Source organism: Absicoccus intestinalis (assembly GCF_033971885.1).
GTDB classification, from domain to species: Bacteria; Bacillota_I; Bacilli_A; order Erysipelotrichales; family Erysipelotrichaceae; genus Absicoccus; species Absicoccus intestinalis.
This window is the reverse complement of the sequence record NZ_JALBUS010000003.1, coordinates 36,472-56,732: the sequence shown is the minus strand read 5'-3', so window position 1 is coordinate 56,732 and position 20,261 is coordinate 36,472. Positions and strand designations below refer to the sequence as shown.

At 38.9% G+C, this 20,261-nt stretch carries 24 protein-coding genes and 1 other annotated feature; of the genes, 5 read left to right on the top strand and 19 right to left on the bottom strand.

All coding sequences use genetic code 11. The annotated features are described in order from the left end of the window. Positions 1-5: 5 nt before the first annotated feature. Genes MOZ64_RS02510 through MOZ64_RS02485 form a run of 6 tightly spaced genes read right to left on the bottom strand, consistent with a single transcriptional unit; the run spans position 6 to position 4,100 of the window. Positions 6-854: a polyprenyl synthetase family protein gene (locus MOZ64_RS02510; protein WP_320325047.1), complete on the bottom strand. Its 849-nt coding sequence runs from the start codon at positions 852-854 to the stop codon at positions 6-8. Next, positions 847-1,056 (bottom strand): exodeoxyribonuclease VII small subunit, encoded by a 210-nt coding sequence (xseB, locus tag MOZ64_RS02505; protein ID WP_128519757.1) that lies wholly within the window; start codon positions 1,054-1,056, stop codon positions 847-849. Before xseB ends, MOZ64_RS02510 begins: the two co-directional genes overlap by 8 nt. Further along, complete coding sequence (xseA, locus tag MOZ64_RS02500; RefSeq protein WP_320325046.1) at positions 1,028-2,455, bottom strand: exodeoxyribonuclease VII large subunit; 1,428 nt, start codon at positions 2,453-2,455, stop codon at positions 1,028-1,030. Before xseA ends, xseB begins: the two co-directional genes overlap by 29 nt. Further along, complete coding sequence (gene nusB / locus MOZ64_RS02495; protein ID WP_320325045.1) at positions 2,452-2,829, bottom strand: transcription antitermination factor NusB; 378 nt, start codon at positions 2,827-2,829, stop codon at positions 2,452-2,454. Before nusB ends, xseA begins: the two co-directional genes overlap by 4 nt. Further along, on the bottom strand, positions 2,826-3,728 hold the full coding sequence (locus MOZ64_RS02490; protein WP_320325044.1) for a 5'-nucleotidase: 903 nt from the start codon (positions 3,726-3,728) through the stop codon (positions 2,826-2,828). The genes nusB and MOZ64_RS02490 overlap by 4 nt, the downstream gene beginning before the upstream one ends. Before the next feature lie 42 nt (positions 3,729-3,770). Continuing rightward, the gene (locus MOZ64_RS02485) at positions 3,771-4,100 is read right to left on the bottom strand and encodes an Asp23/Gls24 family envelope stress response protein (RefSeq protein ID WP_320325043.1); all 330 of its coding nucleotides are present in this window, start codon (positions 4,098-4,100) and stop codon (positions 3,771-3,773) included. 169 nt (positions 4,101-4,269) lie between these two features. On the opposite strand from MOZ64_RS02485, the gene MOZ64_RS02480 reads away from it, so the two are divergent. The 4 genes from MOZ64_RS02480 to MOZ64_RS02465 all read left to right on the top strand — a co-directional run bounded on the left by MOZ64_RS02480 (position 4,270) and on the right by MOZ64_RS02465 (position 6,339). Continuing rightward, positions 4,270-4,545: a DUF6110 family protein gene (locus tag MOZ64_RS02480; RefSeq protein ID WP_320325042.1), complete on the top strand. Its 276-nt coding sequence runs from the start codon at positions 4,270-4,272 to the stop codon at positions 4,543-4,545. A 94-nt stretch (positions 4,546-4,639) separates the two neighbouring features. After that, a complete protein-coding gene (locus MOZ64_RS02475; RefSeq protein WP_320325041.1) occupies positions 4,640-4,858 on the top strand; it encodes a hypothetical protein in 219 nt (72 codons plus the stop codon). Positions 4,859-4,867: 9 nt separating this feature from the next. Next, the gene (locus tag MOZ64_RS02470) at positions 4,868-5,101 is read left to right on the top strand and encodes a hypothetical protein (RefSeq protein ID WP_320325040.1); all 234 of its coding nucleotides are present in this window, start codon (positions 4,868-4,870) and stop codon (positions 5,099-5,101) included. 62 nt (positions 5,102-5,163) lie between these two features. Continuing rightward, entirely contained in the window at positions 5,164-6,339 is a 1,176-nt protein-coding gene (locus MOZ64_RS02465; protein WP_320325039.1) for an HAD-IC family P-type ATPase, read from the top strand. 310 nt (positions 6,340-6,649) lie between these two features. On the opposite strand, the gene ribF is transcribed toward MOZ64_RS02465, so the two are convergent. The 13 genes from ribF to MOZ64_RS02400 all read right to left on the bottom strand — a co-directional run bounded on the left by ribF (position 6,650) and on the right by MOZ64_RS02400 (position 19,492). Next, on the bottom strand, positions 6,650-7,621 hold the full coding sequence (ribF, locus tag MOZ64_RS02460; RefSeq protein ID WP_320325038.1) for a riboflavin biosynthesis protein RibF: 972 nt from the start codon (positions 7,619-7,621) through the stop codon (positions 6,650-6,652). Then, positions 7,622-8,449 (bottom strand): tRNA pseudouridine(55) synthase TruB, encoded by an 828-nt coding sequence (truB, locus tag MOZ64_RS02455; RefSeq protein WP_320325037.1) that lies wholly within the window; start codon positions 8,447-8,449, stop codon positions 7,622-7,624. It lies immediately after the preceding gene. 271 nt (positions 8,450-8,720) lie between these two features. Beyond that, the gene (aspS, locus tag MOZ64_RS02450) at positions 8,721-10,463 is read right to left on the bottom strand and encodes an aspartate--tRNA ligase (RefSeq protein ID WP_320325036.1); all 1,743 of its coding nucleotides are present in this window, start codon (positions 10,461-10,463) and stop codon (positions 8,721-8,723) included. A gap of 1 nt (position 10,464) precedes the next feature. After that, positions 10,465-11,742, bottom strand: a complete 1,278-nt coding sequence (gene hisS, locus MOZ64_RS02445) for a histidine--tRNA ligase (protein WP_320325035.1) — start codon at positions 11,740-11,742, stop codon at positions 10,465-10,467. A gap of 36 nt (positions 11,743-11,778) precedes the next feature. After that, positions 11,779-11,972: a binding site (T-box leader), on the bottom strand. Beyond that, the gene (locus MOZ64_RS02440; protein ID WP_320325034.1) at positions 11,968-12,693 is read right to left on the bottom strand and encodes a YebC/PmpR family DNA-binding transcriptional regulator; all 726 of its coding nucleotides are present in this window, start codon (positions 12,691-12,693) and stop codon (positions 11,968-11,970) included. Its footprint overlaps the feature before it by 5 nt. A 49-nt stretch (positions 12,694-12,742) precedes the next feature. Beyond that, positions 12,743-13,690: a PhoH family protein gene (locus MOZ64_RS02435; protein WP_320325033.1), complete on the bottom strand. Its 948-nt coding sequence runs from the start codon at positions 13,688-13,690 to the stop codon at positions 12,743-12,745. A 38-nt stretch (positions 13,691-13,728) separates the two neighbouring features. Continuing rightward, entirely contained in the window at positions 13,729-13,911 is a 183-nt protein-coding gene (gene rpsU / locus MOZ64_RS02430; RefSeq protein WP_128519745.1) for a 30S ribosomal protein S21, read from the bottom strand. Between the two features lie 76 nt (positions 13,912-13,987). After that, a complete protein-coding gene (locus MOZ64_RS02425; RefSeq protein WP_320325032.1) occupies positions 13,988-15,487 on the bottom strand; it encodes a UDP-N-acetylmuramoyl-L-alanyl-D-glutamate--2,6-diaminopimelate ligase in 1,500 nt (499 codons plus the stop codon). Positions 15,488-15,492: 5 nt separating this feature from the next. Further along, positions 15,493-16,770 carry a tRNA (N(6)-L-threonylcarbamoyladenosine(37)-C(2))-methylthiotransferase MtaB gene (gene mtaB / locus MOZ64_RS02420; RefSeq protein WP_320325031.1) on the bottom strand — a complete coding sequence of 426 codons (1,278 nt, stop codon included), beginning with the start codon at positions 16,768-16,770 and terminating at the stop codon, positions 15,493-15,495. Then, positions 16,770-17,489: an RsmE family RNA methyltransferase gene (locus MOZ64_RS02415; RefSeq protein ID WP_320325030.1), complete on the bottom strand. Its 720-nt coding sequence runs from the start codon at positions 17,487-17,489 to the stop codon at positions 16,770-16,772. Before MOZ64_RS02415 ends, mtaB begins: the two co-directional genes overlap by 1 nt. Continuing rightward, entirely contained in the window at positions 17,486-18,202 is a 717-nt protein-coding gene (locus MOZ64_RS02410; protein WP_320325029.1) for a pseudouridine synthase, read from the bottom strand. The genes MOZ64_RS02415 and MOZ64_RS02410 overlap by 4 nt, the downstream gene beginning before the upstream one ends. A 14-nt stretch (positions 18,203-18,216) precedes the next feature. Beyond that, a complete protein-coding gene (scpB, locus tag MOZ64_RS02405; protein WP_320325028.1) occupies positions 18,217-18,759 on the bottom strand; it encodes an SMC-Scp complex subunit ScpB in 543 nt (180 codons plus the stop codon). After that, positions 18,752-19,492, bottom strand: a complete 741-nt coding sequence (locus MOZ64_RS02400; protein ID WP_320325027.1) for a segregation and condensation protein A — start codon at positions 19,490-19,492, stop codon at positions 18,752-18,754. The genes scpB and MOZ64_RS02400 overlap by 8 nt, the downstream gene beginning before the upstream one ends. A 76-nt stretch (positions 19,493-19,568) precedes the next feature. On the opposite strand from MOZ64_RS02400, the gene MOZ64_RS02395 reads away from it, so the two are divergent. Continuing rightward, positions 19,569-20,258, top strand: coding sequence for an N-acetylmuramoyl-L-alanine amidase (locus MOZ64_RS02395; protein ID WP_320325026.1), 690 nt, complete (start codon positions 19,569-19,571; stop codon positions 20,256-20,258). Positions 20,259-20,261: the final 3 nt, after the last annotated feature.

Genomic DNA, 20,261 nt, shown 5'->3' with positions numbered 1-20,261 from the left:
TCATTTCAATAGGTACGTTGGGTCATAAAATCAATCAATGTTTGTAAGTAAGAAAAATCTCCTTCAAAATGGGAAAGCATGTCTTCAATTTCTGTTTGATAGGTCAAAACCTTCTTTTTTGCGGCTTCCAGTCCCATCAAAGAAACAAAGGTTTGTTTATGGTTTTCAGTATCACTGGTTGATTTGCCTAAAGCCTGACTCGATTGGGTCTGATCTAAAATGTCATCTTGGATCTGAAATTGAATACCAAGTGCATATCCCACTTTTTGCCAAATCGGAATATCGGTTTCTTTTCCAGCAATGATTGCTCCACAAACAAAAGGTAATGTCAAAAGTTTAGCGGTTTTATAGGTATCGATCAAAAAGACATCGTCTAGGGTTAGATTGGTATCGGATTCGGCTTTCAAATCTAATTCTTGCCCATAGATCATACCATCTACACCCGAATAGCGACTTAAGGCAGAAACTAAAGACACTTTTTTTTCAGCATCTATGTTGGTTTCTAAGACAATGTCAAACGCGCGAGTCAATAATCCATCACCAGCTAAAATGGCCGTCGCTTCATCAAATTGAATATGACAGCTTGGTTGTCCTCTGCGCATGTCATCATCATCCATGGCAGGAAGATCATCATGGATCAGTGAATAGGTATGGATCATTTCAATGGCACTGGCACATGGAAAACCAATGGTTGGATCTAGACCATATAATTGTAATGTCGCAAAAAGCAATTGTGGACGCATCCGCTTGCCACCATTGATCAATGAATAGGCCATGGCCGCTTTTACACGTCCAGTCTGCCCTTCATTGACTTTGGTTTGAAGATACGTTTCAAAAGTATCGAGATCAATCATTTGTTGTCTCCTTTTGATTGGATAATTGTTCGACTTTTTGCTCAAATTCTTTCAATTGTGTTTCACATTGAGCGGCTAGTTTTGTTCCTTCGGTAAAAAGATCCATCGCTTTTTCTAATTCTAGATCATCGCGATTCAGTTCAGTAACAATTTCATCTAAGCGATTCATTGCTTCATGAAATTTTAGTTTCTTTGTTGGCATGAGATTCCTCCTGACTATTTGTGACTACGGAAAAGATGGTACCATCTTTGACTTGGGTTTGAATGATGTTTCCCTTTGTAACTTGATGGATCGAATGAATGACATGTCCTTCATCCATCGTAATGGAATAACCACGCTCAATGACTTTCAAAGGAGAGAAAGCATCAAGCAAGGAAACATTTTTGCTCAAATGTTTTTGTTGATTTTCCATATAATGTTGTATGGCATCTTGTTGACGCTCTTTGGTATGATGGAAACGATGGATCTGATTTTGTGTATAAACCTTGCCTACTTGCATCAACTGTTGGAAAGTGTTGGTATAGGCTTGTGATTCTTTTTTGAATAAAGCAGCTATTGACAGTTGCATTCTTTGCTGATAATGAAGAATATCGCTATCATAGCGAGTGATTCGATCCTTCGTTTGGAATAAAACTTGTTCCAGGTTATCCAATCGCAATCGTTTATCAATGATCCATGTATTTGGATCCGATAAATATCGATTGGACTGATAGGTGGACAATTGCTTTCTGGCCCCTTGTATATGTTGATGCATTTGGAAATTTAAAGTCGCTTGAATTTGTTCCAAGCGGGCCATAACTTCTTTTTGATCCGGTGTGACCCATTGAGCAGCAGCGGTAGGCGTTACACTACGATGATCAGCAACAAGATCGCACAATGTCGTATCTACCTCATGTCCTACGCCAGATACGATATAGGTTTGACAGTTATAAATGGTTTTCACTAATTCTTCATCATTGAAACAAAATAAATCTTCAAAAGAACCTCCACCACGTACGACCAATATCGCATCATAACCTTTGGAATCCGCTTGCTTTAATCGTGCAACAATGGTTTCAGCCGCTCTTTGCCCTTGTACCAGAGCTGGATATAAGGTCATCTTTAGCATGGGCCACCGTTTTCGTACTGTTGAGATCACATCCTGAATGGCAGCTCCTTCTTTTGCCGTGATAATGGCAATGTGTTCGATCACATCCGGTTTTGGCTTCTTATGAGCAGGATCAAAATAACCTTGTGCTTCTAAGCGTTTTTTTCGTTGCTCGAATTCAAGAAAAAGAGCCCCCAAACCATCAGGCCGCATAGATGTGACATAGAGCTGGAGAGAACCTCTTTGTGGATAGACATTGGCACTGGCTTTCACCAATACTTTCATTCCTTCTTCCAGATCAAAACGTAAATGTTTGACATAGCTCGCAAACATGACACAACTCATAGCGCCACGTTCATCTTTTAATGAAAAATAATAATGACCGGAACGATGTTTGGTCAAATTGGAAACTTCTCCACTGATCCAAACATCATGTAGGTTCAATTGTTGTTCTAAAGTTGTCTTGATGCGTAAAAGAACATGCGATACGCTCACGACCATTTCTTCAGTCATAGTCGATCCAATACCCCATTGATCAATTTATACGAATCATCATCACAATATTTTTTAGCGAAGCCGACAGCTTCGTCGATAACGACTGCCTTAGGTGTTTGATTTTCTAAGATTTCTTGACAAGCCATCAATAAAATGGCTTGCTCCAATACACTTAATCGATTGAAGGTCCAATCCTTACGTAATAAATGATTGATTTTTTGAATATAATTGTATTCATGGGCCACGGCATCCACGGTGATGCTGTAGAGATAACTATCGATCTCATTGGTACCATGCATAGCTTCAAATACACATTTGCGTATATCTTTATTCAACAATAAATGTTGATATAAACTATTTATTGCGATTTCTCTTTGTTCATGTCGTTTCATATTCTCTCCTTATTGTTGGTTGGTAATACACGGGCACTGGGAACCACTTCGCTAGCAGGACCCGCATGAATATCTTGATCATCAAAAAAGATATCAGCTCCAAAGCTTGCTAATACATCCGCTTTTTTGGCTCCTTGTAGAAAAAAGATCTCGTCGATGATGATATGCCATTGACGCAACGTCTTAATGACACGAATGCCGGCATTTTTATCCCGGGCAGTTACAATGGCGGTTCGTAAATAATGCGTGTTTGCACAAGCACTTTGCAGTTGTGCAAGACGGAACAAGAAATGGGCCATTGGCCCTTGCTCCATCGCCGTATCTTGATTTTTGATCTCATTGGCTACAAATGCATCCAATCCCTTGGCTTTATAAATTTGTTCAGATTGATCCGAAAATAAGACGGCATCCGCATCAAAAGCAATGCGAATTTGATCCGAAGGTAAATCATATCCTTGTGCATGTGGATAGATCAAACCCGCGGGATAGCCAGCATCAATGGCCGATTCGACATCCTTTGCATTGGCGGATAAAAAGAGATCCACATCAAATGCCTTTAAATAACGGGAAATATTTTCACCACCACTCATCACCATGCGGCCAATATCGAGATCATAATGTTCCAATGAATGAATGATTCGTAAAGATGTTTCGGCTGAATTCCGTGACATCACGATCACTTCGACCAATTTTTTATTCATTTTGGTATTGATCTCTAAAAATTTTTTGATCAAAGGAAATCCAGAACCAGGTTTTAATATATCCTCTTCATGAGCAAATTGATAGTCTCGATAGGCATCCAAGCCTTGGGTCTCAAAGATTTCATTGGCTTCTTCCAAATCAAATAAAGCACGAGACGAAATTCCAATGACTAAATAATCATGGAAAGATACACGCATAGATCCACTCCTTTTAAAAAAAGGAAATCTCGCAAAGATTTCCTAAAAGATAAAACCAACCACTTGGATCTCAATCGATTCTGGTTTGAAATCCGTCATATAAGAAATACTTTCAAAGATCTTGTTTTGAAGTTCTGCACATGTATCGGTAACATGTGCTTTATAATTCATTTTCACAGGAATTGTTAATTTTAACGTATTATGATCAATGATCGTTTGAATACCTCCCTTTAAAGGACGGCTGCCTTCAACCAATTGAACTTGATCATTCTCTTCAATCACATTTAATGCGATGCTTGAAAAGACGGATTTATTTAATTGAACCGTTCCATATTCATTTTGTGGTTCTAAAGTTATATATTCTTGGGCCATACTTTCACCTTCATTTCCCTCTCATTATAACAAACTTCCCACACTCAATAAAGAAATACTTATCCCATATTTTCACATCATCTTTTACAAAATTCATTTTGACTTTTAAATTATGTCTATCATAGTTATATAGAACATATTCGATTAAAGGAGGCAAATATATGGTTCCATGGAAACAGCTCGATTGATTAGTTATGGTTTTCTATTAGGTACAGCCGGTGTATCCATACTTTCATCCAAAGATGCAAACTGTCTCTATACGCATCTGACAGCGGCTGTGAAACGTGGTGGTGACAGTGTTAAGAAGACATGGACCACGTTGAAAGAAAACTGTGAGGATATCAATGTAGATGCGGATGATATCAATCAAAAACGTGCACAAAAAGCACGTGAACAAGAAATTGCCGATGCGAAAGCTTTATTGGCACAACAAGATGCGGCGTAAACGCATCTTTTTTTAGAAAGGATTGATATATTTTGGATTGTACAATCAAACATGAATCCATGGTCGCTTACGGGTTCATTTGCACCAATGTACCATGAGTCTTTCCGAAGCTGATCAAGTGGAATACTGGATCAAAAATTTAGTCGGTGTACAACAAGTAAAAGTCTATGATCGAACGGCAGATGCAACGATTAATTATGATGGGCAAAAAGAAACGCGAAATCAAATTATTGATTGTCTTTCTTCCTTTGACTATATGACCTGTTTACCAGATAGGCCCGAACATACAGGACGTGCCATTCAACGTCAATAGGAAGACAAAATGTTTAATCATATTGCCTTTCGAATCATCACTCGATACTTTTTACCTGTGTCTATTCGAAGTGTCATGAGTTTGATCAAAGCCGTTCCTTTTGTGATACAGGGATTGAGATCCCTATCCAAAGGTAAATTGGATGTACATGTGTTGGATGCTACCAGTGTTACTTTTGCCCTTTTCCGCCAAGATTTTGATACCGCGGGCAGCGTGATGTTCTTATTAGGTATGGGGGATTAGGTATGGGGGATATCATGGAAGAATAGACTCATCGTAAATCGGTAGATGATCTAGCCAACGCGATGTCTTTACATATTGATAAAGTATGGCGAAAAGAACAAGATATCGATAGGCTGGTACCTATCATGGACATAAAGCTTGATGATCAAATTGGCGTACGCACAGGTCAAATGATTCCATTGGATGGACGTGTCCTGTATGGAGATGCCATGCTAAATAAAGCTTCGATCACTGGCGAACCCCTATCGGTTCACAAATCAAAAGGAGCTCCTGTCTTTGCGGGTACTGTGCTGGATGAAGGACAATTAGTCCTTCAAGTCACGAAAGTATCGGGTACAGGTCAATATGATCGAATTGTGCATATAATCGAGGATTCCGAAAAACTTAAATCCAATACGGAGACCAGAGTATCCCATCTAGGCGATCATTTGGTACCGGTGACCTTTGTCGCGACTGCACTTACGTATCTTTTGACCCGCAATATCACACGCGCCTATTCGATTCTGATGGTTGATTTCTGTTGTGCCTTAAAACTATCAATGCCTATTTCTTCCTTAACGGCTATGCACGAAGCCAGCGTGCTTGGCATTTCGGTAAAAGGTGGCAAGGTAATGGAAGATTATACGCAAGCGAAAACCATTGTTTTTGATAAAACAGGTACCTTGACCAAAGCAGAGCCAAAAGTCAAAGAGGTGATTGGATTTGGTGGTCATGACCCGATAGAAATGTTACGTTTAGCGGCTTGTTTGGAAGAACACTATCCACATTCGATCGCAAATGCGGTGGTCAAACGATCCGATGAATTGCACCTTCGCCATGAAGAAGAACATTCAGAAGTCAAATATATAGTGGCTCATGGCATTGCGAGTGATATCAATGGTGTCTTATTACGAATTGGCAGTTACCATTTCATCTTTGAAGATGAAGGTATCCTCATTCCTGAGGGAGAGCAACAAAAATTTGATGCTTTGCCCGATGAATATTCACACTTGTATTTATCGATTGGTGGTCAATTGGCAGCTGTGATCTTGATTGAAGATCCAATCAAAGAAGAAGCCAAGCAAACAATTCAACAGTTACATGCTTGTGGTTTTGAAAAGGTCGTTATGTTGACAGGTGATAGTCAGCAAACTGCCAAAGCGGTCGCAGCTCATTTGGGATTGGATGATTATTGCGCCGAAGTTTTACCAGAAGATAAAGCATCTTATATCGAACAAGAACATATGCACTTTCGGTAGCAGATGTAGGTATTGCGATCACTTCTGGTGCACCGATTGCTCGTGAAGTGGCCGATGTCACCATTTCGGAAATGGATCTACGAGCCCTTGTGATCTTACGTCAATTATGTCAAGCACTAGATGATCGAAATAAACACACATATGATTTCATAATGACCTTTAATTCTAGCTTGATCCTGTTTGGCATGTTGGGTTTTTTACAACCATCCATGACTGCGCTTTTACATAATGCCTCAACGATAGGTATTTCCATGCATTGTATGAGCAGTCTAGTATCAAAAAAGACGAAGGAAATGGTACCTTCGTCTTTTTAAAGCACAAGATAATGTTTTTGCCATACATCACAGGTTTTATTGCATAGCTTTTCCAATGTGATCAACCGTTTTTTAGAGCGTTCAATATCATTGAGCAATTGGCTTTTTAATTCTTTTGCACTGGAAAATTTTTTCTCATCACGAATCTTATCTAAAAAATAAAACCGTACTGTTTGATCGTATATATCGGCATTGAAATGAAATAAATTGGCTTCAATGGTTTGAATCTTATTTTCAAAAGTTGGATTATTCCCAATATTGATCATGGCTCCATACATTTGATCATCTACGGAAACCATACCGGCATAAACACCTACAACAGGCACGATATAATCATTGTTCACATCCAAATTTGCGGTCGGGATCCCTAATATCGTCGATCCACGTTTGAATCCATGGCAGACAACACCTTCCATGGAATAGGCAAAACCACACAAACGATTGGCTTTTAAGACCTGTCCTTGCAAGATCAATGGTTCAATGCGCGAACTTGAAATTTTAATGGAACGATCATTGATACTATCAACCACAAGGACATCAAAATAAGATTGTTCTTTTAATGTTTGGACATTCCCTGTATTCTTGGTGGCATAGCGAAAATCAAAACCACAAATCAAAGAATGGATGTGCATTTGATGCAACATCTCATGAAATTGGGTAATATCCAAGCTCGCGAATTCTTTCGTAAAGTGAAGCACATAGACAAAATCAAATTCCATATATTGTGCAAAATGAATTTTATCTGCCAATGTGAATAAATGATGCAATTCTTTTTGGGGATAAAATACAGCCCATGGGTCGGGTTCAAAGGTAATGATGGCACTTTTTATTTTCTTTTTTGTTGCGGTTTTTTTTGTCCTTTTTAATAATTCTTGATGTCCTTTATGCATCCCATCAAAAAAACCAATACAAGCAGCCGTTTCTTCAAGTTCAGGTATTTGATGGACATCAATTTGAATGACTTGCATTTACCATAGCCCCCTTTTGGAATGAAAGATATCTTGATCTAAGCGATCATAGATCGCAATAGGTTCGTTTTTTCTAACAATACAAACACGATCCTGATCTGTATCCAAATGAATGGTTTTTCCTTGATAGATGGCATCTATATCGGCATACTCTATCATGGGCAAATGATCTAAGACCGATCGAATCGAATATAAAACCGGTTCTTCGCCAGCGGCTAGATTTTCTAGGGTCTGCGCTTGTGCCAAGGAGAAACGACCAACTTGTGTTCGAACTAAAGAAGCCATGCAACTTAGATTATTGGTCAATGGGCCAAAATCACGACAGATGCTTCGTACATAGGTTCCAGAAGAACAAGCAATTTCAAAAGATAGATCCTCTCGTGGCTGGATATCATAAATCATTACATCTTGATATACTTCCGGTACGGGCAGGCCTTTTCTTTGATAGTCCAATAATTTCATGCCATTCACTTTTTTGTTGGATGTCATCGGTACCCTTTGATGACATGGACCTTGAAAAGAAGAGATGATGGAATCAAAATGAAAATCCCAATTGATGGGTTTTGTATCCAGCTTATCACCATAGATATCATCGGTCGTGGTCGAATAGCCCAATTGGATCTTAGCGATATATTTTTTATCGGTATCGGCCAGAAATTGATTGATCTTGCATGCTTTTCCACACAAGACAACTAAAACTCCGGTTGCTTCCGGATCTAAGGTACCGGTATGACCAAATTTTTTTTGATGATAGATTTTTCGCAAACGATTGATGACATCATGACTTGTCATACCTTTGGGTTTATCAATAATTATTATTCCATCCATAAGTTTTAACCAAAAAAAGCCCTAAGGACGAGAGATCTTTCCCGGTATATCCAGGTGGGTGATCTGTGTCAGTCATTAGGATCCCTGATCAATGAAAAGGTATTCAACACAGAAAGACAACATCCGATCTCCCGTATCTCTAAGTGTAGGAAAAATGTTATACATCCTTAGGTCATCTTCATGATATATCAACACCAACATCAAATGCAAGTAAGCATATTTTAAAAAAACTGTCTATACCAAATTTTCAACAAAAAAGACCGTTTCCGGTCTATTTTGTGATCGCAATATGTAATTCTTCCAATTGTTTAGGATCAACATTTGATGGAGCTTTCGACATAGGATCCGAAGCAGAAGCATTTTTAGGGAAAGCAATGACATCACGAATGGAGTCACTTTCACTTAAGATCATCGCAATTCGATCTAAACCAAAGGCCAAACCACCATGTGGAGGGGTACCATATTGGAAAGCATCAATAAAGAAGCCAAATTTATTGCGAATTTCCTCATCACTTAAGCCTAAGATCTCAAAGATCTTTTTCTGTAACTGATTATCATGGATACGTAAACTTCCACCACCCAATTCATAACCATTTAAAATAATATCGTAAGCATTAGCTTTGACTTTGGATAGATCCGTATCTAATAAAGGAATGTCTTCTGCTTTTGGTTGGGTGAAAGGATGATGACAAGCTTGATATCTTTGCTCTTCTTCACTCCATTCAAACATTGGGAAATCAATGACCCATAAGAAAGAAAATTCATTCTTTTTCTTCAAGCCCAATTGCGAACCAATCAAATTACGCAAGGCACCCAAAGCATTACAAGTTTTCAACCAAGTATCACTGACAATAAATACCGCATCATCGGCTTTTAAATGTAAGCGTTCAAACAAGGCATGTACTTCTTGGTCGGATAAGAATTTACGAGCAGATCCACTCAGTTCCGTTTCATCCGCTTTTAGGATGACCAAACCTTTCGCACCATTTTTCTTGGCATAATCGGTGTAAGCATCCTGTTTTTTACGAGATAATCCCTTGGCAAAGTTAGGAACAACAATGGCTTTGATCGATCCTTTGGTTTCAATTACATTTTGGAAGACCTTAAAGGAGGAATTATTGAAAAGATCGGTTAATTCTTGGAGTTCCATGCCAAATCGATTATCGGGTTTATCCGATCCAAATCGATTCATGGCTTGCTCATAAGTCAGGCGTGGGAATGGCGCTTGGATATCGATTCCTTTGACCTCCTTCATCAATTTGACCATCATCTCTTCCATCATCGTTTGGATCTCGACTTCACTTAAGAACGAAGTTTCAATATCCACCTGAGTAAAATCTGTTTGACGATCCGCTCGTAAGTCTTCATCGCGGAAGCAACGAGCAAACTGATAATAACGTTCAAAACCAGAAATCATCAACAATTGTTTATACAATTGAGGAGATTGTGGCAAGGCATAGAATTGTCCAGGATGCACTCGGGAAGGAACCAAATAATCACGGGCACCTTCTGGTGTACTTTTTCCTAACATAGGTGTTTCGATTTCAATGAAATCTTGATGATCCAAATAATCACGCATGCTGCGGGTAATGGCATGACGCATCATCAACCGCTTCTGCATGATGGGACGACGTAGATCCAGATATCGATATTGCATACGTGTATCTTCGAGTGCATCGGTTTCATTCGCAATGATCAATGGTGTGGTTTTGGCTGTATTGATGATTTCTAATTCCGTAACCAAAACTTCGACTTCACCAGTTGCTAAATCTGGATTCGCATCTTTTCGTTGATTAACAGTTCCTTTTACATGCAAGACATATTCGTTACGGATCGACTTGGTTTTTTCGGAAAAGCTTTCATCAAAAACCAATTGACAAATCCCTGTACGATCGCGTAGATCAATAAATACCAATTGTCCAAAGTTTCTTTTTTTGGCTACCCAACCAACCAGTTCCACCGATTGGCCGACATGTTCCAATCGCAATTTACCATTTTCTATCGTACGTAACATGTTAATCCTCCATCAATGAATCTAAATAATTGATCAAATCCTCTCGATCAATGCTTTCTTGTTTTCGTGTTTCTAAGTTCTTTACCGCCACTTGATTAGCTGCTTTTTCGGTTTCACCAATTAAGATAGCCGTCTTAGCTTTCATTCGATCAACCGCTTTAAATTGGGATTTAAACGAGCGCCCTTGCATATCCATTTCACAACGATAGCCATATGCTCTTAATTCCGTCAATATTTCAAAGGCATAGGTACGGGCACTTTCGTCTAAACACATGACATAGGCATCCAAACCCGGTTTTTCTGCCAATGGACCATTTTCCGCTTCTAAGGCAATCAATAAACGTTCTACACCTAAGGCCCAGCCAATACCACTCATTTCTTTTGGACCCCCAAAATAGGAAATTAAGCCATCATAGCGGCCACCCGCTAATACTGTAGATTGCGCACCCATTTCTTTATTCATGGAAACGATTTCGAAAACGGTGTGGGTATAATAATCCAAACCACGTACGAGTTTGTCATCGATTTCATAAGGAATCTCTAATGTATCTAATAGATCCAATACCGTTTGGAAATAGGTCTTGCTTTCTTCATTTAAATAGTCTTTCATGCTAGGGGCTTGCTGCATGAATGGTTGGTCATGATCGATCTTACAATCTAAGATACGCAATGGATTTTGTTCATAGCGACGTTTACAATCGGAACAAAGTTCATCATAGTGTGGTTTAAAATATTCTTTTAAGGCTTGTCGATAAGCCGCTCGAGACGCATCATCACCCAATGTATTGATACAAACTTTAATATCTTTTAGACCTACCGTACTTAAGATCGTATAAGCAAGGGCAATGGTTTCGACATCCACATAAGGCGATTTTTCACCTAGGGCTTCCACACCAAATTGATTAAAAATACGTAAACGTCCTTTTTGTGGTCGTTCATGACGCGCCATAGGGCCCATATAATACATTTTTACAGGTAGATCTGGATTGGCATACATCTTGTTTTCAACAAAACTACGAACCACTCCAGCCGTTCCTTCCGGGCGAATGGTCAATGACGTTTTAGAGTTTGGCAATGTAAATGTATACATCTCTTTATTGACCATATCACTGGAATCGTTTTCTCGCTTAAATACATTTGTATGTTCGAAAATCGGTGTACGAATTTCATCATAATTGTAGAGTTCACAAATATGACGTAGGATGTTTTCCAACGCTTGCCACTGATACGAACGATCACCAAATATATCTTGGCATCCTCTTGGAATTTGATAGCTCATGATTTTCCTCCTTCAAATAAATAAAAAAACGCCCTATATAAGGACGTTTATCACGCGGTACCACCTTATTTTTCAAGTTGTTACTTGAACGCTCTAGTCTTAACGCAACCAACGATCAAGCTTTGCACTTGATTCCTCCAAAGTGTCCCAGTCAAGAATCATCCAGTCTTGCACCAACCGACTGGTCTCTATTCTGATTGTATTGACCTTCTTTTTTTCAACGGATTATTCGTTTATATTTTCTACATTATGATATACATTTTGTACATCATCAACATCATCTAACAAAGTCAGCAAACGTTGGAATAATTCTTTGTCTGTACCTTCCAGTCGGACCGTATCATCAGCAACCATACGATCTTCAAATACTTCGTATTTGACACCTGGAATGAGCTTATCGATAACAACTTTCGCATCATCCAATTGCGTTGGATCCACCGTTACTGTCATATAGCCTTCTTCGATTTCGATATCTTGTAATTCGATACCAGCATCCAATAATGCTTCCATCATGGCATCTTCATCCTCATATTTGACTACAATGACACCTAGATGTTGATAACCAAAAGATACGGAATTGGCTACTCCTAATTTGGCATGTGCTTTGTTGAAAGCCGCACGCAAGCTCGCAATCGTACGATTGTCATTATCCGTCAAACAATCAATAATGATCGTTGATCCAGCATTGCCAAATCCTTCATAACGTTTGGCATTGAAACTTTCATCCGCACTGGATTTCGCTTTTTCAATAGCCCGTTTAATGACATCTCTAGGAACATCATTGGCCTTCGCTCTTTCAATGGCCTTTTTTAAGGTTTGGTTCATGTCTGGATTTGGATCTCCATTTTTCGCAGCAACCAAAATCTCTTTTGAATATCTTGAATAAACTTTTGCTTTGGCGTTTGCCGTTTTTTGCATCGCGGCAGCACGCACCTCAAAGTGTCTTCCCATACTTTTATTTCACCTTCCAAATTTCTTGTCTATTATAGCAATTCCCCTATTATTTTTCAATCTCTTCATAACGTTCGATGATTTTTTGTACCAATGGATGCCGCACAACATCGTATTTTGACAATTGTACGATGGAAATACCAGAAATGCCTTTTAAGATCTGACAAGCTTGACGCAACCCAGAATCGGATTTCTTGATCAAATCAATTTGTGATACATCGCCATTGATGATCAATTGTGAATGTTGCCCCATACGAGTCAAGAACATTTTCATTTGCGATTGGGTCGTATTCTGCGCTTCATCCAAAATAACGATGGCATCATTCAACGTGCGACCGCGCATAAAAGCTAAAGGAGCTATTTCAATGATTTGTTTTTCAAGATATCGTTCGACCGTTTCCTGCCCTAGCATTTCATACAAAGCATCGTATAAAGGACGCAGATACGGATCGACTTTTTCTTTCATATCCCCAGGTAAAAAGCCTAGAGACTCCCCGGCTTCAACAGCAGGTCTTGTTAAAATGATACGTTTGATCTTTTCTTTTTTTAATTGACTTACGGCATAAACAACCGCTAAATACGTTTTCCCGGTACCAGCAACACCTGTTGCAAAGACGATATCATTGTGATACAAAGCATTGCAAAAGCGTGCTTGACCTAAGGTTTTTGGATAAATGATCTTCCCCGTTTTGGTCTGTCCAAGGGGTTTGCGCTGGGCTGGATGAAAATGAGAAAGTTGATGTTGCTTGGCCAAAGAAATCAAATAATGTACGTCTTGTGGTTCCAATTTTCCTTGCGCATCGATACAAGCAAAACAAGCATTCACGATATCTTGGATTTCTTGGCTATTGGCATCTTCTTCCCACTTTAAAATGGATGCCCGCAAGAAAAAGGAAACATCATAGGCTTTTTCAATAATATGGAGATTCTCATCATTTTGACCAACAAAACGTTGTAAATCATCGACAGAATGTTCGGATAAATCCATGGTATACATATCTCACCTCATAAAAAAATCTGCATAAAAATGCAGATTTATTTCTTACCTCTACGAGCCTTGCGTGCTGCTTCAGATTTTAACTTTCTCTTAACACCTGGTTTAACGTAAAATTCTCTTTTACGTGCCTCAGCAAGGGTTCCGTTACGAGAAACCTGACGTTTAAATCTTCTTAAAGCGTCATCCAATTGCTCGTTTTCCTTAACGATAACTTTAGGCATGCCACAAACCTCCCTTCCCGAGTTTTTAATGCATAAAGATTATATATGACTCTATTCAAAAAAGCAACTCTTTCTTTTATTCTTCGATAAAGCTTTTATCTTCATTGACATCATCGACATTTTCATGGATATGACGACAATATTTGGCAATACATTCTTTTGCGATCACATTATCTCCTTTATAAGGAGCACGACCATTTTCACGATAAATGTATGGTTCATCGCCCTTTCCTAGCAATAATACACAATCACCCGGATTGGCACTTTCAATAGCTTGTCGAATCGCTTCATACCGATCTTCGATAAAGACATGATTACAATTTTCAATGCCTTCTTCGATTTGATCGGCAATGACAGCAGGATCTTCATCACGTGGATCATCTTCCGTCAAGATGATGTAATCACAATACTGATCGGCTAATTCACCAAAGACTTTTCGCTTGGCTACATCTCGTTTTCCTGCCGAACCAAAGACACTGATCAATTTATGCGTCTTGGCAATCTGTCGACCAAATTGAAACATTTTTTCCATACCATCTGGTGTATGAGCAAAATCAACGATCACATGGAAAGGTTGTCCCATGTCAATTTGTTCCAAACGTCCATCCACTTGTGGTAAGTTTTTACAGGCTTCTAAAATGATATCCAGATCCATATTGGTTTCATGCAAAGCTGCAATGGCTGCCAATAAATTATAGACATTATAAGTGGCCACTAGATTGGTAACAACTGGATAGGTCTTTCCTTGATAGACTAGATCAAATTTGGATTGTTTCGGTAAAATTTGTACATTGATCGCGCGATAATCACACTCATGATCAATGCCATAGGTGATGACAGGTGCCTGTGAAATGCGTTGGAGTTTTTCAAAACAAGCATCATCAATATTTAAAATCGATTTACCCGTTGGTTTCACACGTTCTGAAAACAACAAAGATTTAGCTTCAAAGTAGCTTTCCATCGTGCCATGATAGTCCAAATGATCATACGTCAAATTGGTGAAAATGGCGACATCAAAATTGATGCCATCTACGCGACGTTGCGCTAAGCCATGACTGGACACTTCCAAAGCACAAGCCTTCATACCATGTCGAACCATATCGGACAATTTTTCTTGTAGAAACAAGGCATCGGGCGTAGTTAAGTCAGGTTGCAGACGAATATTGCCATATTCGATCGCAATGGTTCCGATATAACCAGTTGGTTCTTTCTTATTACGGATGTTTCGGATCACATTCGCAATCGTACTTTTCCCATTGGTTCCTGTAATACCATACATCAACATTTTATCGCTGGGTTTGGAATAAAAGATACGAGCGGCTTGATTCATGGCATCCACAACATCAGCAACACGAATATAAATCGCTCCAACTGGCATTTGTGATGGAGCCAGTTCTTTGGAATGTACAACACAAATCGCACCATTATCGACGGCTTGTTTGATGAATTCATGGCCATCATGGGTCATACCTGGTAAACAAAAATAAACATTTCCAGGTTGTACTTTTCGGGAATCAAAACACAACCCTGTTACATTCGTTGTTGGTGCATTCTTAAATAATTTGCTTAATCGCATAAATCTCAGACCTTTCTTGCATAATATCCATTCTCTGTGATTGTATCCCATGGCAAAGTGATGCGTCCCGAAAGAGGTTCCTTGCTCTCTATCGTGATGGGATGATAGTGATTGGTGTAACCTGTATACGTGTTGCCATCCTGTGTCTCAATCAGAACTTGAACGGGTTGAAAACGTGCCATGTCTTTTTTTCTTAGTTCTTTCGAGATAGATAATAACGCAGCGACCCGTTGTTTGGCAATTTTTCCATTCACTTCCCCTTTCATGAAAGAAGCTTTGGTTCCATCTCGTTTGGAATAAGGGAAGACATGGAGAAAGGAAAATTGGAGATCCTTGATATTTTGAAGCGTTGTTTGAAATTCTTCTTCACTTTCTTGCACAAAGCCACAAATCACATCAGTAGAGATGGATATATCTGGTATTTGGGCACGAATATAAGCCAATCGCTGTTTATACTCAGCCACTGTATACGGGCGATTCATTCGTTTTAAGGTTTCATCACAGGCCGATTGAATGGGAATGTGCAAATGATGACAGATCCGTGGATTTGTTTTCATCAATTTGATCAATGCATCATCCACCTCTGTGATTTCTATACTGGAAATTCGATAGTAAACATGTTCGGGTGTATTTTCTAATAAGCCCGTTAATAGATCGGCCAAAGTTTTGTTGCCATCTTGATATCGGCCCGTATGAATCCCGGTCAGGACAATTTCCAAATGACCTTGATCAACCAAGGATTGGGCAATACGAATCACTTGATCATATTGTAGCGATCGTTCTCTTCCTCGCGCATATGGAATAGCACAATAGGAACAAAATTGATTGCATCCATCTTCTACTTTCAAAAAAGCACGATGTTTGGATTCAAAATAATGAATGGGCATAGCTTCAAAATCATTAAATTGAACAATATCCGATACGGTATCTCGATGGGTATCCTGGTTGACCATTTCTTGAATCAAAGGCACCAATTGATTTTTGTGATTGGCACCAATGATCAAATCCGCATCCAATTGATCTCGTTCTTTTTCTTTTGCGAATTGTGCATAACAACCAACCACGACACAATATGCATGCGGATTCAAACGCTTGGCTTGATGAATTTTTTGACGTGATTTATGGGCCGCTGTATTGGTTACCGTACAAGTGTTGATGATACAAATATCCGCTTGTTCATGATCGGATACTTCCTCATAACCCAGTTTTTCCAATTCTTGCGCATAATATTGAGATTCATAGGCATTGACTTTACATCCTAGTGTCGTGATACTAAAGCGCATCAATCTTCCTCCTTTATATGGTGTTGATATTCAATGGCAGACAATACATAACAAGCCGCTGTTTCAGCGCGTAGAATATTATCTCCCAAAGAACAAGGCATAAAATGATCATCCAATAAATGATCGACTTCATAATCTTCGAAGCCACCTTCTGGACCAATACAAACCGTTATCGATCTGGGATTGGCATGTAGATATTTGGCCAAATGTTCACTGACATCGGCTTTTTCATAAGCAATTAAATTCATGTCATTTTGAAAATCTTTTAAAGTTTCAATACTTTGTATAGGTGTAATTTCAACTAAATCATTTCGGTTGCATTGCTGACAAGCATTTAAGATAATTTTTGACCAACGCTCCAACTTTTTTTGTTCACGTTGTGGATCTAAATGAATCACGCAATTACGGGATACAAAAGGCACGATGCGGCTTACCCCCAGTTCACAAGCTTTTTGCAGCATCCACTCAAACTTATCTTGTTTGATCAAGGCCACACAAAGCGTTGTATGATGCATGATTTGTTCAGTCGTAATTTGATTAAATAAGTATAAAAAGGGTCTTTTTTCTGGATGCGCTAAAAAAGAAGCATTGGATCCAATGACTCGAACCGTTTCTTTTTTTTCAATGCGCAATACATCAAATAAATGATGTGCTTGCTCTTCATCCAAGCCAATATGTTGATGGAGCTCCAAGTTTTGATCTACAAATATTTGTTTCATAGATTTTCTCCTTGCGCAGCTAAAAGTTCTAACTGTTTGACTTCATACGGTTTTAATATACGATATTCACCTGGTCGAAGATTTCCCAATTCAATCATTCCAAAAGCGGAACGATGTAAACGACGAACTTGATGTCCAAGTTCAGCCATCATATTTTTGACTTCATGATTTTTTCCTTCATAAATAGTCAGCTCAAACCGACATCGATCACGTGTGATATCCGTTTCCAACATATGAACTTTAGCTGGCTGATAGATGGAAAATCCTTTGCGGATCTTGCGAATGTCGTCTTTATCCAATATGCCTTGTAGATTTACGACATATTTTTTCGGAAGATGATATCGCGGATGAGTCATTTCATTGGTGAATTGTCCATCGTTTGTCAACAATAGGACACCACTGGTATCATAATCCAGACGTCCGACCGGATAAATTCTTCGATCTTTGGGCATATAATCCATGACGGTTTTGCGATTCTTTTCATCATGGACCGAACAAATACATCCTTTGGGTTTATAGAATACATAGTAGGCGTATTCTTCGCGTTCGATGGGATGTCCATCCACTTCCACGACATCATCACCAGAAACTTGGGTGCCCAAAGTTGTACAAACAACCCCATTGACTTTGACACGTCCTTCTAAAATCCATTTTTCGGCTGTTCGTCTTGAACAAAGGCCGGCTTGGGCCATTCGTTTTTGTAGTCGTTCCATTCCTGTCCTCCTATCTATTCCTCATGAAACAAATCATCCTCTTGTTGATGTTCTGGCAATTCTGGCAATTCATCTAAGGTTTCTAATTGAAAGGCGTCTAAAAAAGCATCAGTAACCGTATATAATAATGGTTTTCCCACCGTATCTAAGTGACTTTTTGTCTCAATTAAACCACGCGCTTGCAGTTTTTTTAACATTACTTCACAACCAACACCACGAATATCTTCGATTTCAACACGTGTGATTGGTTGTCGATAGGCAATGATCGCTAAGGTTTCTAAAGCTGCTTGTGATAAATGAACCGGTTTTTCTTGTTGAAACAAAGTTTCGGCATAGGGATATACGAATTCTTTTGTTACGATCTTGTAGCGATGCGCATATTCTACCAATTCGATTCCTCGATCCATGCGAAGGTATTCTCGTTTTAATGTATCCATATCTTTATAGATCGACTGTTTATCTTCTTGTCCAAGCGCATGTTGGATCTGTTCGATGGTCAAACCATCTTCTCCAGCTAAAAAAATTAATCCTTCAATCAATGCTTTTTGATTATTCATCGATATTTCCTTTCATGACCCAAATATCGTCCGTATCTTCTTTATGTAAATAAACGAACCATCGTTGGTGAATCAAATCTAAAATGGCTAAAAACGTAACAATGATCATATGTAAATTGGTACAATCTTGGCATAACATCGCAAAGGACACAGGATCCGAGATGGTTGCCATGCGTTGTTGAATTTGGTCTACACGTTCTTCTACGGATAGTTCTTTGATGGTTACCTTTGTTTCATAGGGTTCTAAGATCATGTGTCGTTTCATCACGCGATGCATCGCTTTCATCAATTCATAGACCGATTGATCCTGTAAAGGGCCTTGCTCGACTTTCTTTTGCCACTGTTCGATCAAGGAAGAAGCTGGACGCGTAAAATGTTGTTGTCGCTTGTCATAATCCAATTTTAAAGTTTCGGTGACTTCTTTGTATTGTTGATATTCTAATAACCGTTGCACTAAGTGTTCACGTTGATCTTCTTCGTATTTTTCTTCCACTTCGACTTTTTCACGTGGTAACAATTTACGTGATTTGTATTCGATCAAAGAAGCTAATTCTTCGAGATATTCACTTGCTATCTCTAAATGGAGCGTTTGCATCTCATGAATAAAATCGATGTATTGACTGGCCAATACATCCATATCTAAATCAAATAAGTCCAATTTGTTTTCTTTGACCAAATGGAGCATGAGATCCAATGGACCATCGAATTGTTCAATTGATACATGAAACTTCATTTTATCACCTCAATGAGTATAACAAATTTTAGGTTAAAAATATATTACAACACAAAATGTGTGATAGAATGAGGACATGAAAAAAACATTGATTTATCTGTTATTCGCGGTTTTTCTAGCCTTGATCGTCCAACCCAATATTCGAGGACATCTATCCCAAGGCGATCAACGGGTTCCGACAAATACAACTACAGGAACACCAGCTACTAATGATACCATTGAATTAAAAGCGGACGTCAAAAATATTACAATTTGTGTAGATGCTGCTTCCCAAAGTGGTTCGGATCAGGATATAAATTTAGCCATGGCAGAAGCCATCGGAAAAAAATTAGAAGATTCGGGCTTCCAGGTTGTCTATACCCGCCAAGATTCAACCACATTATCCAATGATGAACGACTCTCGCTTGCTCGCAGTGATAAAGCAAATTATTTATTATCCGTCACAACGACCAATGATACCGATACCTTGCAGAAAGGTTTTTCGATCATGACCCAGCAAAATGCCAAACTGATCGATTTAAGTTCCGATATTGCGGAAGAACTTGAATCCATAAATTATACAGATTATCAAGGACTCGATTCGGATCATTATGAGAATTTTCCCATTTTGACCAATCAAAAAATCCCCGCAATCTTATTGGAAGTTGGTTATACAAGCAATACGGAAGATATGTCTGCACTAACAAACGAAACGACCCAAGATAAGATTGCGACCGCCATTGCTCGTGGTTTTGTCCTATATATATCGCAAGAAAAGGATTCGTGATTT

Excerpts from the sequence above, each read along its gene's own strand:
- MOZ64_RS02510 (WP_320325047.1), bottom strand. The coding sequence starts at position 854 with ATGATTGATCTCGATACTTTTGAAACGTATCTTCAAACCAAAGTCAAT.
- MOZ64_RS02400 (WP_320325027.1), bottom strand. The coding sequence starts at position 19,492 with ATGAAGTTTCATGTATCAATTGAACAATTCGATGGTCCATTGGATCTC.
- MOZ64_RS02425 (WP_320325032.1), bottom strand. The coding sequence starts at position 15,487 with ATGCGATTAAGCAAATTATTTAAGAATGCACCAACAACGAATGTAACA.
- hisS (WP_320325035.1), bottom strand. The coding sequence starts at position 11,742 with ATGAGCTATCAAATTCCAAGAGGATGCCAAGATATATTTGGTGATCGT.
- MOZ64_RS02465 (WP_320325039.1), top strand. The coding sequence starts at position 5,164 with ATGTCTTTACATATTGATAAAGTATGGCGAAAAGAACAAGATATCGAT.
- MOZ64_RS02470 (WP_320325040.1), top strand. The coding sequence starts at position 4,868 with ATGTTTAATCATATTGCCTTTCGAATCATCACTCGATACTTTTTACCT.
- MOZ64_RS02435 (WP_320325033.1), bottom strand. The coding sequence starts at position 13,690 with ATGTATACCATGGATTTATCCGAACATTCTGTCGATGATTTACAACGT.
- aspS (WP_320325036.1), bottom strand. The coding sequence starts at position 10,463 with ATGTTACGTACGATAGAAAATGGTAAATTGCGATTGGAACATGTCGGC.
- MOZ64_RS02490 (WP_320325044.1), bottom strand. The coding sequence starts at position 3,728 with ATGCGTGTATCTTTCCATGATTATTTAGTCATTGGAATTTCGTCTCGT.
- MOZ64_RS02410 (WP_320325029.1), bottom strand. The coding sequence starts at position 18,202 with ATGGAACGACTACAAAAACGAATGGCCCAAGCCGGCCTTTGTTCAAGA.
- MOZ64_RS02440 (WP_320325034.1), bottom strand. The coding sequence starts at position 12,693 with ATGGGAAGACACTTTGAGGTGCGTGCTGCCGCGATGCAAAAAACGGCA.
- MOZ64_RS02485 (WP_320325043.1), bottom strand. The coding sequence starts at position 4,100 with ATGGCCCAAGAATATATAACTTTAGAACCACAAAATGAATATGGAACG.
- MOZ64_RS02395 (WP_320325026.1), top strand. The coding sequence starts at position 19,569 with ATGAAAAAAACATTGATTTATCTGTTATTCGCGGTTTTTCTAGCCTTG.
- MOZ64_RS02475 (WP_320325041.1), top strand. The coding sequence starts at position 4,640 with ATGAGTCTTTCCGAAGCTGATCAAGTGGAATACTGGATCAAAAATTTA.
- xseB (WP_128519757.1), bottom strand. The coding sequence starts at position 1,056 with ATGCCAACAAAGAAACTAAAATTTCATGAAGCAATGAATCGCTTAGAT.
- rpsU (WP_128519745.1), bottom strand. The coding sequence starts at position 13,911 with ATGCCTAAAGTTATCGTTAAGGAAAACGAGCAATTGGATGACGCTTTA.
- truB (WP_320325037.1), bottom strand. The coding sequence starts at position 8,449 with ATGGATGGAATAATAATTATTGATAAACCCAAAGGTATGACAAGTCAT.
- MOZ64_RS02480 (WP_320325042.1), top strand. The coding sequence starts at position 4,270 with ATGGAAACAGCTCGATTGATTAGTTATGGTTTTCTATTAGGTACAGCC.
- mtaB (WP_320325031.1), bottom strand. The coding sequence starts at position 16,770 with ATGCGCTTTAGTATCACGACACTAGGATGTAAAGTCAATGCCTATGAA.
- ribF (WP_320325038.1), bottom strand. The coding sequence starts at position 7,621 with ATGCAAGTCATTCAAATTGATGTCCATCAAATACCTGAACTTGAAGAA.
- nusB (WP_320325045.1), bottom strand. The coding sequence starts at position 2,829 with ATGAAACGACATGAACAAAGAGAAATCGCAATAAATAGTTTATATCAA.
- scpB (WP_320325028.1), bottom strand. The coding sequence starts at position 18,759 with ATGAATAATCAAAAAGCATTGATTGAAGGATTAATTTTTTTAGCTGGA.
- xseA (WP_320325046.1), bottom strand. The coding sequence starts at position 2,455 with ATGACTGAAGAAATGGTCGTGAGCGTATCGCATGTTCTTTTACGCATC.
- MOZ64_RS02415 (WP_320325030.1), bottom strand. The coding sequence starts at position 17,489 with ATGAAACAAATATTTGTAGATCAAAACTTGGAGCTCCATCAACATATT.